This window comes from Candidatus Contubernalis alkalaceticus (assembly GCF_022558445.1).
Lineage (GTDB): Bacteria > Bacillota > Dethiobacteria > SKNC01 > SKNC01 > Contubernalis > Contubernalis alkaliaceticus.
In genome coordinates this window covers 2,718,080-2,735,390 of the sequence record NZ_CP054699.1, presented here as the reverse complement: position 1 = coordinate 2,735,390, position 17,311 = coordinate 2,718,080, and the positions used below count along the sequence as shown (strand labels likewise).

Here is a 17,311-nt window from a genome sequence, read left to right as displayed (position 1 = left end):
GATGCTGAATCCTCAGTTTTTAGATCGTTTCGCCCTTTATGTAGAAGTTAAAGGAGAGCAGGAGGTAGAGGAAAGAAAGCAGGTGATTTCAAGGCGCCTGGAATATGAGCAGTTTCCTGAGCAGTTTAAAAATAAGTACCAAACCCAGCAAAAAGATCTTACGGAAAAAATATATGCTGCCCAAAAGTTTCTGGAACAGGTGGAGGTTTCCGAAAATATTATCAAAATGGCAGCAGAAATTGCTCAGCAGGCTTACTGCCAGGGGCATCGGGCAGATTTAGTAATGGTGGAAACCGCCCGTACTATTGCAGCATTACAGCATCGCCTTAATATTACCCTGGAGGATTTAAAGGATGCAGCGGAGCTGGCTTTACCCCATAGGGTTTGCTCCCCTCCGGTGAATAAAAATCAGTCTCAGGAAATGGAGCAGGAGCAGCCGCCGGAGGAAATGGAGACAGAGGAGGAAGAAAATAAGCAGGGCCAAGATAACCAGCAGGACATCGATCCGACTGCCGGGGAGCAGGAAGTGAAGCCTGATGGACCGAAAAATCATGGGGAGCAGCCTGAAGATCTACAAGGTTTTCCAGAAAACCAGGGAAAACAGGAACAGCAGACAATTCCCAGTCCGGAAGGCCTGGTGGAGGAACCCGGAGAGGCTTTTAGAGTGAGCACCATTGGGATTGATCCTTTTGAAAGAAAAATCAGGGAGGCAGCGGCAGAAGGAGCAGGACTAAAACCACTTCCCGTCAGGGAAGGTACATTCGCTACCGGATGCCGGGAGATAAGCTGATAGACCTGGCTTTTGACGCCACATTGAGAGCGGCAGCCGTATTTCAAAAGAGCAGAAAAAGCAGCGGCAGTGCTATTATCATTGAAAAATGTGATTTCAGAGAGAAAGTCCGGGAAAAGAAAATCGGCAATACACTGCTGTTTGTGGTTGATGCCAGCGGTTCCATGGGAGCTAATCAACGTATGAAGGCTACCAAAACGGCTATTTTATCTCTTTTAAATGATGCCTACCAGAAAAGGGATATGGTAGGACTGGTGGCTTTTCGAAACAGTTCCGCGGAAATGTTGTTGGGAATTACCCGAAGCGTACATCTGGCCAACAAAAACTTAAAAGAGCTGCCCACGGGGGGAAAAACCCCTTTGGCTGCAGGGCTGGCTCTAGGGTATGAGATACTTAAATCTAGAAAAGTTAAAGATCCTGACATGGTGCCGGTGTTGGTTTTGGTGTCCGACGGAAGGGCCAACGTATCCCTGAAGGGGGGAGATCCGGTGGAGGAGGCTAAAGAACTGGGTAGAAAAATGAGGGCTGAAGGGATTAATGGATTGGTTATCGACAGTGAAAATGATTTTATTGAGTTGGGGCTGGCTAAAGAACTGGCAGAGGTGATGGAAGCTAGATACTATAAACTAGAGGATTTAAGGGCCCAGGAAATAGAAGGGGCCGTTAGAAGCTTTTTGAGATGATGAGAATAGTGAAGCAGTAGCTAAGACCGAAAATTGTCAAAAGACAGAGGAGGGTACTTTTTGATTGAGTTACAGGGGGTTACCAAAAAATTTAATTCACTTACTGCAGTGGATAACGTAGATTTATTTATAGAAAAGGGTGAAGTATTTGGTTTGCTGGGCCCTAACGGGGCCGGCAAAACCACTATTATCCGGATGTTGACCACTCTGGCCCGCCCTACAAGCGGGAAGGTGATAATTAATAATTTGGACCTGACCCGTCAGCTGACCGGGGTTAAGGCACAGATTGGGGTGGTGCCCCAGCATATAAACCTGGACGGGGATTTAACCCTATGGGACAACCTGGAATTACATGGCCGGCTTCATAAGATTCCCAAGCAGGAGCGAAGTAAGCGAATTGAGGAACTTATGGCTTTTACCCAGCTGGAGGAAAGAGCCCGGGACCGGGTTATGGTCTTGTCCGGGGGAATGAAAAGAAAGCTGATGATTGCCAGAGCCATGTTTCACCGGCCTCAGATTCTGTTCCTGGATGAACCCACCGTGGGCTTGGATGCCCATTCCCGAAGAAAAATATGGGTTTTAATAAGGAAGATGAACGACCTGGGATTAACAGTGCTTCTAACCACTCACTATATCGAAGAAGCGGAGACTCTGTGCAGCCGGGTGGGATTAATTGATAAAGGGAAGTTGATTGCTCTGGGAACCCCGGAGGAGCTGAGGCACCAGGTAGGGGATGTGGTTATTGAAAATATTATAAATGGAGATACCAGCTATCAATTTTTCCCAGACCGGGAGACGGCAGCTAAAACTGCGGGAGAATTAGCAGGGAAGGTTATCATCCGGGAATCTAATCTGGAAGACGTTTTCATAAAATTGACGGATCATAAGGTGGGTGAATAAGCATGGATTGGCATACTATTTTTTGGAGACAATGGCAGATATTTAAGAGCAGGTTTTGGAAAATATTAGGCTCTACTTTAGTCAGCCCTCTGCTATATATGGTAGCTTTTGGGTGGGGGCTGGGACGAAGCATCAGTGTTGAAGGAGGAAGCTACATGCAGTTTGTAGTCCCAGGGATTATTGCTTTAACCTCCATGAGCGTAAGCTTTAACAGTGTGGCCGTCCCCTTAAATATCAGCCGTCTATATTATAAGACCTATGAAGAATTTGTCATAGCCCCCATCAGCCCTGTTTCCGTTGTTTTAGGAGAAGTAGCTGCAGGATGCGGCCGGGGGATATTCGCCTCCATCATTGTATTGGGGCTTTCATTTTTATTCGGAGCTCAGTTAATCATGCCTCCGTTGTTCTGGCTGGTAATGCTGTTAAACAGCTTTTTATTTGCTTCCCTGGGGGTTTTGGCTGGGATGATTATTAATTCCCACGAAGATATGGGATCTTTTACTTCTTTTGTTATTGTTCCCATGTCTTTTTTGAGTAACACCTTCTTTTCCATCGATGATTTACCTTCGGGAGTCAATGTGCTTATTAATTTCCTGCCTTTAACCCATGCCAGCAAGGCGCTTAGGGCAGTAGTTTTGGAAAACCCGTTTCCCTGGGCATCCCTATGGATTATGCTGGGGTTTGCGGTAATTTTCTTTTGGGCAGCCGTTAAAGTTACTCTGCGGGTGGAGTGAAAAACCTCTTATCATCTAAGCATATTGAAATCTCTAATAACAGGAAAAACGTATTAACTGGGGGCTTCGGGGATGGAAACACAGATAGAAATTATTTGGGAAGTTATTCTGTTCAGTGTAAGGATTTTTGCTCTCATTATTCCGGGCATGTTGTTTGCCAATATTCTTTTAGAATTGGGCTTTTTTAAAAAAATTATGGCGCCGGCAGGTTATTTTTTCGGCCGTTTTTTCCATCTGCCCCAAGAAGTTACCGTGCCCTTTGTATCCAGCTTTGGCAGCGCCTATTCTGCCGGGGCCATGCTGATAAACTTTCGGGATCAGGGATTAATTGACGAACGGCAGGCTTTTCTTTCGGCCCTTACTTTCTATATACCCTTTCATATAAGAGAGATGTTTACCTTTTATATCCCCGTGGCCCTGCCCCTGTTGGGGATGGTTCTGGGGTCTATATATCTTTCTGTGCATACCATTAGTGTAATTATAGTGGTTATGGTAATCATATTCCTGGGCAGGTTCACGCTGCCCGAGATAGCAAAAACCGGTGAACTTCGAAAGGATGAACAGGAAAGCTCACCAAAAAACTATTGGGAGATCCTTAAGCGCAGTATGATCAGCAGTGTGACGTCTTTAAGACGTATGGCCTTAACCATACCCCTTACTGCACTGGTGTTTTTTCAGCTTATTTCCCTGGGGGTTTTTGATTCCCTGCCTATAAATGTTGAAGTTCTGGGATTGCCCCCCTGCAGCACAGCCTGCATTGCAGCTTATATGACCAATACTGTTATAGGGCTCACATCTCTGGGGACATGTTTTCAGGGAGGGGACATGACTTTGATCCAGGCGGTAAAAACTATGCTTTGGTCAAGTATCTTAGCTTCTCCGGTATTTTTACTAAAGTATTCCGGTGCTTATTATGTTGGAGTATACGGCTTAAGGTTGGGTGCCAAACTGGCCCTAACCTCTTTTTTCCTTAACGAAGTTGTGTACATCGGCTTATTGGTTATAGTGCTGCAAGTTGGATAATAAGTAATTGTATTTTTTTCAGTTCGGCAAGGGCTGTCCTTACTCCTCCATGATTCGCAGCGGGTTTATGCACTGCGGTGATTGTGAGGGGGACTGTTTTAACAGCCAGAGCAATGTGGAGGAAAAGAGAGAGCATGCCCTGATGGTTTATGAATTTTCTCGGGAGGTTCTAACCGGAGGAAAATACGATCTGGTTATCCTGGACGAATTTGGAAATGCCCTGAGATTTGACTTGCTGAAGGTTTCCCACGGCCTGGAACTGATTAAACTAAAACCGTCCAGGGTTGAGCTGGTCTTTACCGGCAGAGGGATACCTCCGGAATTAATTGAAGCAGCGGACCTGGTTTCAGAAAACAATGCGGTGAAACATCCTTTAAAAAGTGGGGTTAAGAGCCGTCGGGGAATAGAGTATTAGTGATTATTAAAACCTGCGTATTTTTTCAAAAGGGGTGCCAGAAATCATTAACAATTTATCTTACGTAGTTCTCTGGCTGACCAGTGACTGTAATCTAAGGTGTAAATACTGTTATGCTCGGGCAGGGGAAAAACAAACCTATATGTCCTTTGATACAGCAAAAAAGGTATTGGGCAGTATTCCTAACCCTTTTAAAGTGCAGCTTTCGGGGGGAGAGCCCCTCTTAAATTTTGAACTGGTCCGGCAGATATCTTCATATAGGGACCGTTGGTAACCCTGCATTAGAATTTAAAGGGATAAACATAAAAAACCAGCGGTCATTAGAGTGCCAACAATGCAGGTTCAATGCTTTCTGCCCCAGGGGCTTCCCCGCCCGGGCCATTCTCAATGAGCCAACCCATCATTTTTCATACCAGGACTGCGCGGTAAGAAAAACAGCTTTTGAGATAGTAGAGCGGGAAAAGCTGGGAATCCTTTAGCTGTTTTTTTCTATGGTACCCTGTGGGAACATTTGAATTCATCAAAATCCTTCAGGTTATTTTGTGCAATAAAATTAATTATCCAAAAAATAATTTATATATCAGGGGCTAATAAATCCACTTCCTTTGAATATTGCGGGTGCTGACCAGAAACAGAAAAAGGCTGAAGCCGAGAAGCACCGGGAAGCTTATCAGGGGTGAAATAAAACCGGTTCCGTTAATTGCAGTTTTTAGAATATCTGCACCGTAGGTCAGGGGCAGGGCATAAGAAAGGGGCCGGATCAGGGCCGGCAGGTTTTGAATGGGGAGAAACAGGCCGCAGAGAAATATCATGGGAAAGCGGAAAAAGTTGGAAAAGGTCTGGGCTTCAAAGACCTCGCTGACGGATACGGAGATAAAGAGGCCCAGGAAGGTAGAGGTTACGGCAATGAACAGTATGCTGAAAAAAGCTGTTGTCCAGTTGATGCCGGACAGGTCAATGAAAAATGAGGCAAAGAACACCGGGACCAGCGCATTCAGTACTCCAAAGATGATGGCTCCCGTGGTTTTGGCCAGCATGAGAAGATTCAGGCTGATGGGCGCCAGCAGCAGCCTTTCAAAGGACCGGCTTTTCCGTTCAAAGGTGATGGTTACGGCCAGCATGGAGGTGGTACCGAATAATACGGATAAAGCCATAACTCCCGGTAAAATCTCCCTGATATTTACGGCACTTTCTGAGCGGATAAAGAACATAAGGGTCCAGGCAAAGGGGAATATAAGCCCCCAGCTGATATTGGGCGGTTTTAGGTAGTAGGTTTTCATATCTTTCATCAGTATGCTCCAAAAGGCTATGTATTTTTTCACTTTTTCCTGCCCCCTTCTTTTTCTTTCTTCATGTTAGCTATTTTAATTCCGGTTACTTTTACAAAGATTTCTTCTAATGAAGGCCGGATGATCCTGGCTTCCCTGACCAGAACATTTTTTTCGTCAAAGTGTTTCATAAAAGGCATAAGGTCTATCTTATCCCTGGAGAAAATTCGAATCACATTCTCGTTAAATTTATGGACACGGATATCCGGAAAGGCATCGGTTAAAGACTGGTTTAAGGGGGCGGTATTATTATCGAAAACAAATTCCACCGCGTTCTCCCTCTGTGCTTCCTGCATGAGTTCACCGGTTGTCCCGATTTTTACGATTTCCCCACCTACAATAAATCCAATGCGGTGGCAGAGCCTTTCGGCCTCTTCTATATAATGGGTAGTTAAAAAAATGGTTGTACCGCTGTTATTGAGGGTTAAGACCAGTTTTCTGATCTGCCGGGCGCTCTCCACGTCAATGCCGGTAGTGGGTTCATCCAAAAAAAGAATCTCCGGTTCATGAATGATGCCGGCTGCAATGGTCAGCTTCCTTTTCATCCCTTTGGAATAAGCCTTAAAAGGCCTTGAGCCCGTATCTGTCAGGCCAAACTGCTCCAAAAGTTGTTTGGCTCGGGTTTCTCTTTTCACCTTATCTATTCCATATAGAGACGCACAAAAGATCAGGTTGTCCAGTCCGCTCATTTCATCGTACAGGTTGCTTTCGTCCGGAACAATACCTATGAGCTGCTGAACTTTTTTTATGTCTTTTATACCGTCTTCCCCTGCCATTTGGATCGAGCCGGAGGAGGGCCTGGCCAGCCCGGTCAGCATGTTTATGGTGGTGGTTTTCCCAGCCCCGTTGGGGCCTAGAAACCCGAAAATTTCCCCTTTTGTAACGGAAAAACTTGCTCTCTTAACGGCGGTAAAGCCGTTATAGTTTTTTGTTAGCTGCGCCGCCTCTATAATATTCAAATGGGATCCCCCTCTTTACAGCACGGCTGATTGCTAATAGTGTTTTTCCTGCACTTGTTTTCTGCAGGGGCCAGGGTTGAGAGCGTAACAATGCTGGAGGCAGCTTCTCTAAGGAGTTCTCGATCTACGTAATAATGAGTATAGTATCCTCTTTTTTCTCCCTTGACAATGCCTGCCGTTCTCAGCACTTTCAGATGCTGGGATACGGCGGATTCCGTGATATTCAGCTGTTTTGACAGTGCCCCTACGCAGTAATTATGCTGCAGAAGCAGTTGGATTAGGGCAAAGCGGGTTTCATCAGAAAGAGCCTTCAGGATTGTAATCAGTTCCGACAAGAAATCACCTCATTTTAATTAAGCTAATGCTAAAATAAATAATAGCATACTTAATTGTAATTATCAAGAGCTCAAACGTAAATATGTGAGCTTTAGAGTTTCGAGCTGAAACCTTTCCACATTACGGGTCTTTGACAGTTTAATAATAAAAAATCGCTCAAGCCTTTGAAAAGGCTTATTTTTTTTGTCAAATTTGCCAAGTTTATCTTTCGTAATGCCTCGTAATGTGGTATAATATAAGGGATTGGAGGAGTTGACTTTATGAGATTATCGTTTTCAAAATCTAAAAATGCCACTTCACTTTATGTAATAAAAGATGTTATTGAAAAGAATAAGCGCACTACTAAAATTGTAGAAAAACTCGGAACCATTACAGAGTTAGAGAAAAAATTAAACGGCCAAGATCCCATTGAATGGGCAAAAAAGTATATTGAGGAGCTTAACGAGAAAGAAAAAGAAACAAAACGAGAAGTGCTGGTTAAATATTCTCCCTCAAAACTGATCAACAAAGATGAACAGCACTCTTTTAACGGTGGATATCTTTTCCTGCAAAAAATTTACTATGAACTCGGAATACATAAGATTTGTAAGAAAATAACTCAGAAGTATAAATTCAATTTTGATTTGGATTCAATTCTTTCCAGACTGATTTATGGCAGGGTTATCTTCCCTTCTTCAAAACTCGCGACTTATCAACTTTCTAAGAAGTTTATAGAGCAGCCGAATTTTGATCTCCATCAAATATATAGAGCTCTTGAAGTTTTGGCTAAGGAAACAGATTTTATACAATCCTCATTATATGAAAACAGTTTAAAGGTTTCCAAGAGGAATACCGGTATTCTTTACTATGATTGCACCAATTACTTTTTTGAAATTGAACAAGAAGAAGGCAAAAAGCAATACGGCCCATCAAAAGAGCATAAACCAAACCCTATTGTTCAAATGGGTCTATTTATGGATGGGGACGGTATTCCTCTTGCTTTTAGTATTAATAGGGGAAATATGAATGAACAGCTCACATTAAAACCTTTAGAAAAGATGATTTTATCCGATTTTGAGCTTTCTAAGTTTATCGTCTGCACCGATGCCGGTCTTGCTTCTGAGGCTAATCGAAAGTTTAATGATAAGGATGATCGAGCTTTCATTACAACCCAGTCTATAAAAAAATTAAAAAAACACCTTAAAAAATGGGCACTTGCTACAGATGGCTGGCAACGTTCGGGAGATATGAAATCTTATGATATCTCCAAACTTGATGAGAATAAGGATAAAAACAAAGTCTTTTACAAGGAGCGCTGGATTAAAGAGAACGGTTTTGAGCAAAAACTTATTGTAACATACTCCATTAAATACAGGGATTATCAGCGCAAAATCCGCAATTCTCAAATAGAACGAGCTCAAAAAACAATAGATACTAACCCTGCAAAAATAAAGAAATGCAGGCAAAACGATTACAAAAGATTTATTCATAAAACAAACTGCACTCCAGACGGTGAAGTTGCAGAAAATGAAATATATCATATTGATACCGTTCTTATCCAAAAAGAAGAAGCATTTGATGGTTTTTATGGGGTTTGTACCAATCTTGATGATGATGCCACTGAAATAATTAAGGTGAATCATAGAAGATGGGAAATAGAAGAATGTTTTAGAATTATGAAAAGCGAGTTTAAAGCAAGACCTGTATATTTAAGTAATGATGATAGGATAGAAGCACATTTCAACACTTGCTTTATATCATTAATTATTTATAGATTACTGGAAAAGAAGCTTAGTGAAAATTTTACATGTCATGAAATTATTAGTGAATTGCGCGAAATGAATTTCAAAGTAATTAAGGGTGAAGGTTATGAACCAATATATACAAGAACAGATTTTACTGATGCCTTACATGAAGCTTTTGGCTTTCGCACTGACTATCAGATTGTTACTACAAGTATGATGAAAAAAATTTTTAAAAGTACAAAATCATAAAAACATTACGCACTTTTTACATTAACATGAAATCCTGCAAATACCCTAATATCAAGGTGTTGCAGGATTTTTATTTCTATCAAGTGTCAAATACGGGAGCATACTTAATTGTAATTATCAAGAGCTCAAACGTAAATATGTGAGCTTTAGAGTTTCGAGCTGAAACCTTTCCACATTACTAACGACTATCTGTTTAATTTGGTTCGCTTTAGCCCACCTGACAAATACAGCTGGTTTTTTAAAAAAATCCACTTCCTTTGAATATTGCGGGTGCTGATCAGAAACAAAAAAACTGAAGCCCAAAGCACGGGAAGTTTATCAGGGATGAAATTAACCGGTGCCGGTGATTGTATCTGCACAGTGTTGTGGAAAAATATCACTAATATATCTGTATTTGCCTGTGCCTTCCATTGCGTTCCTATGGTAAATAATGTATAATATAATTGCTATTAGCACTATTAGGCTCGGAATTTATGTGCTTATAGGGCAAGCAAAAAACTTTAAACTGCAGTATTTCTGTATAAAAAATGAAGGGAGTGTTAAAAGTGATCAAAAAATTAAAAATAAATATACCTAAGCAAGATATTGTTTCATTTTGCCGTAAACACAATATTAAAAAGCTTTCTATTTATGGTTCTGCCTTACGTGGTGATCTTAAGCCGGAGAGTGATATAGATATACTTGTTGAATTTTATAAGGAATTTATTCCAGGCTTCTTTAAATTAGTTGATATGGAGGAAGAACTTTCTCTTATTTTCGGCGGTCGGAAAGTAGACCTGAGAACTCCTAATGACTTGAGCCGTTATTTTCGCAATGAGGTTTTAGAAACAGCGGAGGCGCTTCATGTTGAATCCTGATTTAGTAAGAATTAAACACATGATAGATGCTTCAACAGACATATTGAACTTTACATCAGGAAAAAGCCGGAATGATTTGGAAAATAATAAAATGTTGAGTTTGTCAGTTGTTCATTTGTTAGAAATCATAGGTGAAGCAGCCAGCAAAATTTCCAACAACTTCCGGAATAAACACGACGGTATCCCCTGGAATTCCATTACAGGAATGAGAAACCGCTTGATACATGGATATTATGATGTTGACCTGGACATTGTATGGAAAACTATCACTAATGATATTCCACCTCTACTAAAAGAGCTTAGGAATATTGTAAGATTAGAGGAATAAGGTCAATATTTATGTAGAAAATACGCTCTCCACGTTAATGCCGGTATTGGAGGCAGCCCCTACCCCTTTTTCGGAAAAAATCATGCCTGGTAGTTTAATCCTCTTTCGCCATGCAAACACGGCAAAGAAAGCCGCTTTTCCCTGGGATGCTTTTTCCCAACGCAAGCACATCGGTAGCAGGAGCACTTTTAGATATTGAATTTGTTCCACTGTCCCTGCGGCAGCGGGAAAAAGTATAAAAAGTGCTGCGGAAGATGACCAGGCATTTCTAAATTCGTTAAACCCCATTTTTTACGGCCCGGTTTTGAGACCTTAAATATTTCTTCATAGAAAAAAAGAAGGAATTACAATGAAGGAAGTCGAAAGTATGACACGAGAACTAGAATAGTAACACAACGTTGCTATCCCTGTGTTAGATGATAATAAAAATATTATTTTCTAAGATATTAAAAGATCTGGAAATAGAAAAATAATAATATCTAATAATCAAAGCCATGAAGGCTTCCTTATACAAGGGGCCTTTTTGCTTTTTTATTCTATAAATTATAAATTTTATAAAGGGGGTAATTAGTTGAAGGTTTATAAAAAAGGAGTATTAATTATTTTTGCGGTATTGTTTTTCTTAATTTCCATAGTGGGTTGTGGGGGAAATGATTCGGAGCTTGCAGCGGAAAAGAAAGCAGAAGATGAAATAGAAAAAGTTTCCCAGGAACTTACAGTTGCCATTTCTTCTGATGTCATGACCTGGGAAAGGGTTAACTTTCCGGGAGGAGATTCCCGCTTTGTTTGGTCACAGATTTTTGAAACATTGGTGCGTCTGGACACAGAACTAAATCAGATACCGGGTCTTGCCACCTCTTGGGAGGCCTCAGAGGGTGGAAAGGTATGGACTTTTTACTTGAGGGAAGGGGTTCAGTTTCACGATGGGACACCCTTTAATGCAGAAGCAGTAATTCATTCTTACGATGAAGAATCTTATGCTGCCAGGACTACTGTTCCGGTGGAGGAAATCATAGCAGAAGATGAGCATACAGTCACCTTTGTGCTAAGCCGGGTGGTGGACCTTCCTACCTACCTGACTCACGTGGCCTGGCCAATAATGAGCCCTGCCAGCTATGACGACAGCGGCAGTTTTAAGGGCCCTTCCGGCACCGGGCCTTTTTCCCTGGAAAAACATATTACGGATCAGGAAGTAATTGTGGTAAGGAACGAGAATTACTGGGGAGAAAAAGCAACTTTGGATAAGGTAATTTTTCAGGTTATCCCTGATCCCTCTACTCGAGTGATGGCTTTGGAGGCTGGCCAGGTGGATATGGCTTTGAAGCTGAATGAGTCGGATGCTGAGCGATTAAGAGAAAACCCTGAGATTGAAATAAATACAAAACTTTCCACCTTTACCGATTTTCTTCAGTTCAACACTAAGAAGGCTCCTCTGGATGACTATAGGATTAGACAGGCCATCTCACTGGCAATAGATACGGAATCCATTGTAAGTGAATTGTTGGTTGATATTGGGGTGCCGGCTATGGGCCGTCCCCTGTCCCCCGTTATGAAGTACAGCAATACTGACCTTAAGATACAGCCTGACCCACAAAAATCCCGAGAGATTTTAGATGAGGCGGGTTGGGAAGACAAAAATGGAGATGGAATATTGGAAAAAGACGGTACAGTTCTGGAGTTGACTGCCATTCTCTCTGCCTGGAGCCCCCGCCAAAAAATTAGTGCTGAAGCGATTCAGGGGCAGCTGAGAGAAGTAGGGATTGATTTGAAGTTATTAATTATGGAATCCGGGGCAGAATCTGAGGCGGAGGAAAGAGGAGATTTTGACATTTTAGTGAGGACCGGATACTTAACCTGGGGAGATTATCCGCATCATTTAAAAATGCATACGTCTCATCATCCTTTCAGCCATTATGCCAACGAGGAATATGATCCACTGGTGATGCGGGGGGAATCAGCTGATTTAACCGAGGAGGAGAAATGGGAGGTATATGAACAGGCCCAACGGCATCTAATGGAGTTTGTGCCCGCTGTTTATCTCATCCATGAGGAGAAAGTGGTAGCTGCCCGCAGCAATGTAAAGGACTATCAGATCAGCGCCGAGGATCCATGGCTGAATCTTATGGGAATTACCATTGAATAGGGAGGCAAATAATGGAAAATGAGAAATTGTTTAACAGTCTGGAAGCCGAGTTTCATTTGAAGTTTTTTTGTGAGGAACCATATATTAATGCTGAACCTTTATATGAGATTTTGGAGAATTATTCAAGCAGCTTTAAAAAATATCATATTCTTTTAACTGCTATAAATATTGGGATGTTTAAAATTTTAATTCATCCAACCACTTTAACAGATCTTACTCAACAGTTGAAAATTGATTTTAATTTTGTTTTTAAGATCTGTCAAGGTCTAAAGATGCTGGGATTAGTGGTAGAAGATAATGGAATTTACCAAAATACTGAAGTTAGTAATTTATATTTGCTTTCTGATTCACCTTTTTACCAGGGAAGTGTTTTTGAAAATATACAGAATGGTTTAGTGTTGTGGCAAAATCTCACCAATACACTAAAAAATGGTTCAGTTAAAATGCGAGAAGAAGTATTTTTTGCAGACAATCTAATCCATTCATTAGCAGAGGAAGCTTTATGTGGGGAAATGCAGAGAACTGTAAGTATTGTTACAGAGCTGCCTCAATTCAAGAAAGCGAATAAATTACTTGATCTTGGAGGAGGTCATGGTTTATATGCCATAGCATTTTCTAAGTTAAATTCTAATCTGCAGGCGTATATATATGATTTCCCAAATGTTATTGAGGATACAAAGAAATACATTGAGAAATACAATGCCAATAGGGTGGAGGTTATTCCTGGAAACTTTTTTAAAGACAGTATAGGGAATGACTATGATATTATATTTTTAGCCTCTAATCCTGGGGGAAAGAATTCAAAACTTGTTCTAAAAATATTTGAGAGCTTAAAAGCTGGAGGTATTTTTGTCAATAAACACAGCTTTTATAGTAAAAAGGAAGAATCGAAAAATATTTTACTGGATATAGAGTGGAATTTAACTGCTTTTGAAGGTATTTCCAAGGGAAACAAAGTATACAGTTTTGAAGGAGATCTATCTTATGAGGAATACATGGAGCTGTTAAAAGAACATTTTGTTGTAGAAAAAGTAATTGATGCGCCTGCTTTTGCTGGTTATCCCTTGTCTAAGATTGGGGACACATTAGATTCAAAAATTATAATTGCTGTAAAGAATTGAATTATTCCCTTGTTTAATATTACAGTAATTGGGAGGCGTGAAAAATGGAAAATAGGGAATGGTTTAATAATCTGGCAGCTGAATGGGATTCTATGTTGACAGATGAAAAGGTTAAAATCTTAACTGATATTATCAAAAGGCTTAATATACCTGAAAACAGTAGTGTTTTAGATGTTGGCACCGGAACAGGGGTACTTGTACCCTGGTTGAAAGAAGTCGTTGGTTTTGGCGGCAGGCTGGTAGCCCTGGATTATGCTCCAGAGATGGTAGCCAAAGCCAGGGAAAAGTATGGCAGTCAAGCAGTATTTCTGGTAGCTGACGTTCATTCATTGAAATTTTCAGACGAATCTTTTGATAGGGTTATCTGCAACTCTGCTTTTCCTCATTTTTCCGACAAACCAAAGGCGATGGCGGAGATGAGCCGCATTTTGAAAAAAGGCGGCAGGCTGCATATTATTCACACATCTACCCGGGATGAATTGAACAAGTTTCACAGCAGCTTGGATGGTCCAGTTTCAAAGGATATGCTTCCCGATGATGAAGAGATGGCTGTTTTAATCCGGGAGGCTAAAATGGAGAAAATAGAAATACAGGATGGTCCAGTTTTCTACCTGATGACCGCCGGTAAATGTTAAAGAAATATAGTTAGGGCAATTCAAATGCTTTTTTTAAAAAGGAAAAACGAAATACGAAATATATTAGAGTAACGAAACCAGAGTAAACTTTGGTTTCGTTTTTTTTTGACTAATACTACAGCTAAAACTGGTAAATAAGTGGTGCCATGGGTGTCACGGGGACATCAGGTATATTTCCATAATTTTTTTAAAAAGTTGCAGTGTTTTGCTCATTTTTTACGTCTATAATAGAGGGGGAAGGAGGGAGCTATGAAATCAGAGGACAATCTCATCAAAGCAGCTTTAGCAAAAGACCAGGAAGCTTTCAGGGAAATAGTTGATATATATCAGGCCTTTGTCTTTGCCATTATACTTAATATTATAAGAGATTATCAAGAAGCAGAAAATATAGCCCAAGAGACTTTCATACAGGTATACCGCTCCCTGCCCCAGTATCAATTTAAAGGTTTTAAGACCTGGATTGGTAGGATTGCCACCAATAAGGCAATCGATTTCAAGCGAAAGCGTATGAAGGAGAAGGAAGGACAGTTGAGTCTATCTGATCAGCTTTTAAACCAGGATTTATCAAAACAAGATTTATTGGAAGATAGAATTATCAGAAAAGAAGAGTTAGAAAATATGGAAAGGCTGATTAACCGTTTACCGGAAAAATACCATAATGTAATGATAAAACACTTTATACAAGCTAAAAGCTATCAGAAAATAGCGGATGAAGAAGGGGTAAGCATAAGGACCGTTGGATCCAGGCTTTACCGGGCAAAAAAGCTCATGCGGCAGTATAGGGAGGAGGGGGGATAAAATGAAACATTACAGTAAAAAAGAGTGGCAGCTTTATATTAATGGAGAAATTGGAATAAAGCAGCAGACTGAGATGGAAGACCATTTAGTTGATTGTGATAGCTGCCTGAAAGAATATTTATCTGCAGTAGAGGCAGCTGAATTGGCTGAAGGGGACAGCTTAGTAAGTGCTGGTTTTACTGATAATGTAATGGCAAAACTTAAAATTTTAGAGATGAAAGTGCCGGAAAAATCAAAGAAAAAAAGATCCAGATCCTCCAATATCCTTATATTCTATACTGCGGCCGCCTGTATTACATTGGTATTTCTCAGCTGTGGGGTGTTTGACTCGATTGGTCATTATGTGCCCAAAACAACTTATCAAATGGTAGATTCTACGAATCAGACTGATTTCTTAGCAAGTGGTTGGTCGGAGCGTTTGTTAGATTTTGTGACGGTGGAATTAAGTAATCAAGATAAGAGGGGTGAAGAGCTTGAATAAGAAAAGTAAACTGTTAACCTTTATACTGTCTATTATTCCCGGCCTGGGCCAAGTCTATTTGAATTATACTGTTCGAGGTTTAATCTTTCTTTTTGCAGTAGCTGGAACTATATTAGCTAGCTTTATTATACATGAACTTTTTTATGCCGGTCAGATTTTACTTATTTTCTTACCGTTTATATGGCTGGTTGCCATGGTGGACAGCATGATATTAGTTGACCGAATTAATAAATATGGGGTAGAAGATAAATATGAACAGAACCAATCAGTTCATATAGAGCTGGAAAAACAGAACAGAAAGATTATTGCCATGATGCTGTCTATAATTCCAGGGGCTGGACATATGTATCTTGAACTGCAAAAGCAGGGGATACAGTTAATGACTATGTTTTTCTTTGTTATTTTTATTATCGATTTTCTTCAATTAAGTTTCCTGATGTTTGCCCTGCCTATCATCTGGTTTTTTGGGGTGTTTGATACCTTAAAGAAGGTGTCCAGCCAGGAGCCTTTAGTAGATGAAGATATACTGCTCTTGTCTTGGATCAATGTGGAAAGAAGCCGGTCTATTTCCAGAGACAGGGTTATTGGATATGGATTAATAGGGATTGGCGTTATTTTAATCTTTAACCGCATAGCCGTTCCCTTCATCCAAGAATTTATTCATTGGCGAGTAAGCCAATACCTCCGGACCGGGTTGACAGCTTTACTATTTATTATTGGCGGGGTTAAGATGCTGGCAGGAAATAAAGAAGAGGAATCTGAAGAAAATAATGGAGGTGCTAACTTATGCGACAGTGGCGAGTAGGCAGCATGTCTATGGGAGTGCTTTTGATCTCTTTTGGTATCCTGCTGCTGGCGGCACTTATACAGCAGACACCGGTTATCAATCTTATATTAGACTGGTGGCCGGTAGTGCTAATTATATTAGGATTAGAGGTAGTTGTATATCTTTTTCTATCTAAGGAAGAGCATCCAAAAATAAAGTATGATCTTTTGAGCATGTTTTTAATATTTGTTACAGGGATTTTCAGCCTTGGTATGTATACAGTTTCCAGTATTGGGCTTATTCCCAGGGTAACGGCTGCTATAGCCAGTCAGGAATATACTGTTGTGGCACCTGAGTCAAAAATAAGGGTTTCCTCTTCGGTAGAAAAGATAGAATTTATTCTTCCTAATGCTCCTATAAACTTTAAAAAGGGAGAAGAGGGCCAACTGGTTATTTTCGCCAGGGGACAGGTTACCGCAGAAAGTATGGAAAGGGCTGAGGAATTAGCGGTTCAAGGAAAAGTGACAGCTGATCAAGTGGGGGAGGTGCTGTATGTTCAATTTTCTGATGTGCCGCAGGCGAAAAGTTTTAACCTGGGAGCTGCAGATTTTACCTATACAGTATTCCTGCCGGAGGATAAATTGGTAGAAATAAAGAGGCAGTATTTCTATAATTCATACCATTATTATCCTGTGGAAATAGATAGTGATGCCGTGAGCAATCATTTTATGGTAGATGTTTCAGGCAGTGTTAGGCTTAGAGTTAACAGTCAGGCTGATCTGGCCGTTACCGCTGTGGTCATCGGCCCAAATTCTTTAAGAGGAAACGTGGATTGGAGCATGGAAACACAGTCCGAAACCCACGAAACTGTGGGGAATGTATCCTTTGGTTCGGGCCTTCACCGGGTAAACATAGTAAACCAGGGTGATGTGGAAGTAATTTTCTTTGATTATGTGCAGGTGGAAGAAACATTTTTTTAGAGTTTTGGAAATTATGACATACTGTTGTCATGTTATCATTGGTATAATGTTAAAATCTCGT

General features: G+C 40.8%; 22 protein-coding genes. 18 read left to right on the top strand and 4 right to left on the bottom strand.

Annotated features, from left to right (window positions below):
• The first annotated feature begins 1 nt into the window (after window position 1).
• The 8 genes from HUE98_RS13710 to HUE98_RS13680 all read left to right on the top strand — a co-directional run bounded on the left by HUE98_RS13710 (window position 2) and on the right by HUE98_RS13680 (window position 5,024).
• A complete protein-coding gene (locus HUE98_RS13710; protein WP_241421185.1) occupies window positions 2-790 on the top strand; it encodes a hypothetical protein in 789 nt (262 codons plus the stop codon).
• Window positions 772-1,473, top strand: a complete 702-nt coding sequence (locus HUE98_RS13705; RefSeq protein WP_241421184.1) for a vWA domain-containing protein — start codon at window positions 772-774, stop codon at window positions 1,471-1,473. Before HUE98_RS13710 ends, HUE98_RS13705 begins: the two co-directional genes overlap by 19 nt.
• A gap of 60 nt (window positions 1,474-1,533) precedes the next feature.
• Window positions 1,534-2,373, top strand: coding sequence for an ABC transporter ATP-binding protein (locus tag HUE98_RS13700; protein WP_241421183.1), 840 nt, complete (start codon window positions 1,534-1,536; stop codon window positions 2,371-2,373).
• Window positions 2,374-2,375: 2 nt separating this feature from the next.
• On the top strand, window positions 2,376-3,107 hold the full coding sequence (locus HUE98_RS13695) for an ABC transporter permease (protein ID WP_241421182.1): 732 nt from the start codon (window positions 2,376-2,378) through the stop codon (window positions 3,105-3,107).
• A 72-nt stretch (window positions 3,108-3,179) separates the two neighbouring features.
• Window positions 3,180-4,130 carry a hypothetical protein gene (locus HUE98_RS13690; RefSeq protein ID WP_241421181.1) on the top strand — a complete coding sequence of 317 codons (951 nt, stop codon included), beginning with the start codon at window positions 3,180-3,182 and terminating at the stop codon, window positions 4,128-4,130.
• A gap of 7 nt (window positions 4,131-4,137) precedes the next feature.
• Window positions 4,138-4,545: a cob(I)yrinic acid a,c-diamide adenosyltransferase gene (locus HUE98_RS13685; protein ID WP_241421180.1), complete on the top strand. Its 408-nt coding sequence runs from the start codon at window positions 4,138-4,140 to the stop codon at window positions 4,543-4,545.
• Between the two features lie 34 nt (window positions 4,546-4,579).
• Window positions 4,580-4,819, top strand: a complete 240-nt coding sequence (locus HUE98_RS18170; RefSeq protein WP_407080264.1) for a radical SAM protein — start codon at window positions 4,580-4,582, stop codon at window positions 4,817-4,819.
• Complete coding sequence (locus tag HUE98_RS13680; protein ID WP_241421179.1) at window positions 4,776-5,024, top strand: hypothetical protein; 249 nt, start codon at window positions 4,776-4,778, stop codon at window positions 5,022-5,024. The genes HUE98_RS18170 and HUE98_RS13680 overlap by 44 nt, the downstream gene beginning before the upstream one ends.
• Window positions 5,025-5,132: 108 nt before the next feature.
• Here HUE98_RS13680 and HUE98_RS13675 read toward each other — a convergent pair whose 3' ends face one another.
• Genes HUE98_RS13675 through HUE98_RS13665 form a run of 3 tightly spaced genes read right to left on the bottom strand, consistent with a single transcriptional unit; the run spans window position 5,133 to window position 7,167 of the window.
• Window positions 5,133-5,867 carry an ABC transporter permease gene (locus HUE98_RS13675; RefSeq protein ID WP_241421178.1) on the bottom strand — a complete coding sequence of 245 codons (735 nt, stop codon included), beginning with the start codon at window positions 5,865-5,867 and terminating at the stop codon, window positions 5,133-5,135.
• The gene (locus HUE98_RS13670; RefSeq protein ID WP_241421177.1) at window positions 5,864-6,832 is read right to left on the bottom strand and encodes an ABC transporter ATP-binding protein; all 969 of its coding nucleotides are present in this window, start codon (window positions 6,830-6,832) and stop codon (window positions 5,864-5,866) included. Before HUE98_RS13670 ends, HUE98_RS13675 begins: the two co-directional genes overlap by 4 nt.
• Window positions 6,829-7,167: an ArsR/SmtB family transcription factor gene (locus HUE98_RS13665; protein WP_241421176.1), complete on the bottom strand. Its 339-nt coding sequence runs from the start codon at window positions 7,165-7,167 to the stop codon at window positions 6,829-6,831. The genes HUE98_RS13670 and HUE98_RS13665 overlap by 4 nt, the downstream gene beginning before the upstream one ends.
• A 261-nt stretch (window positions 7,168-7,428) precedes the next feature.
• Between HUE98_RS13665 and HUE98_RS13660 the strand changes: the two genes are divergently transcribed.
• The 3 genes from HUE98_RS13660 to HUE98_RS13650 all read left to right on the top strand — a co-directional run bounded on the left by HUE98_RS13660 (window position 7,429) and on the right by HUE98_RS13650 (window position 10,326).
• Window positions 7,429-9,141 carry an IS1634 family transposase gene (locus HUE98_RS13660; protein WP_241420768.1) on the top strand — a complete coding sequence of 571 codons (1,713 nt, stop codon included), beginning with the start codon at window positions 7,429-7,431 and terminating at the stop codon, window positions 9,139-9,141.
• A 545-nt stretch (window positions 9,142-9,686) separates the two neighbouring features.
• Window positions 9,687-9,998 carry a nucleotidyltransferase family protein gene (locus HUE98_RS13655; protein WP_241421175.1) on the top strand — a complete coding sequence of 104 codons (312 nt, stop codon included), beginning with the start codon at window positions 9,687-9,689 and terminating at the stop codon, window positions 9,996-9,998.
• Entirely contained in the window at window positions 9,985-10,326 is a 342-nt protein-coding gene (locus HUE98_RS13650; RefSeq protein ID WP_241421174.1) for a HepT-like ribonuclease domain-containing protein, read from the top strand. Before HUE98_RS13655 ends, HUE98_RS13650 begins: the two co-directional genes overlap by 14 nt.
• A 9-nt stretch (window positions 10,327-10,335) precedes the next feature.
• Here HUE98_RS13650 and HUE98_RS18225 read toward each other — a convergent pair whose 3' ends face one another.
• Window positions 10,336-10,614, bottom strand: a complete 279-nt coding sequence (locus tag HUE98_RS18225; RefSeq protein WP_241421173.1) for a hypothetical protein — start codon at window positions 10,612-10,614, stop codon at window positions 10,336-10,338.
• A 283-nt stretch (window positions 10,615-10,897) separates the two neighbouring features.
• Between HUE98_RS18225 and HUE98_RS13640 the strand changes: the two genes are divergently transcribed.
• The 7 genes from HUE98_RS13640 (at window position 10,898) to HUE98_RS13610 (ending at window position 17,250) form a co-directional block, all read left to right on the top strand.
• Window positions 10,898-12,469, top strand: coding sequence for an ABC transporter substrate-binding protein (locus HUE98_RS13640; RefSeq protein WP_241421172.1), 1,572 nt, complete (start codon window positions 10,898-10,900; stop codon window positions 12,467-12,469).
• An 11-nt stretch (window positions 12,470-12,480) separates the two neighbouring features.
• Window positions 12,481-13,590, top strand: a complete 1,110-nt coding sequence (locus HUE98_RS13635; protein ID WP_241421171.1) for an acetylserotonin O-methyltransferase — start codon at window positions 12,481-12,483, stop codon at window positions 13,588-13,590.
• A 44-nt stretch (window positions 13,591-13,634) separates the two neighbouring features.
• On the top strand, window positions 13,635-14,225 hold the full coding sequence (locus HUE98_RS13630) for a class I SAM-dependent methyltransferase (protein ID WP_241421170.1): 591 nt from the start codon (window positions 13,635-13,637) through the stop codon (window positions 14,223-14,225).
• Window positions 14,226-14,474: 249 nt separating this feature from the next.
• Entirely contained in the window at window positions 14,475-15,023 is a 549-nt protein-coding gene (locus HUE98_RS13625) for an RNA polymerase sigma factor (protein WP_241421169.1), read from the top strand.
• A 1-nt stretch (window position 15,024) separates the two neighbouring features.
• Complete coding sequence (locus HUE98_RS13620; RefSeq protein WP_241421168.1) at window positions 15,025-15,504, top strand: anti-sigma factor family protein; 480 nt, start codon at window positions 15,025-15,027, stop codon at window positions 15,502-15,504.
• A complete protein-coding gene (locus HUE98_RS13615) occupies window positions 15,497-16,309 on the top strand; it encodes a hypothetical protein (RefSeq protein ID WP_241421167.1) in 813 nt (270 codons plus the stop codon). The genes HUE98_RS13620 and HUE98_RS13615 overlap by 8 nt, the downstream gene beginning before the upstream one ends.
• Entirely contained in the window at window positions 16,291-17,250 is a 960-nt protein-coding gene (locus HUE98_RS13610; protein ID WP_241421166.1) for a hypothetical protein, read from the top strand. Before HUE98_RS13615 ends, HUE98_RS13610 begins: the two co-directional genes overlap by 19 nt.
• Window positions 17,251-17,311: the final 61 nt, after the last annotated feature.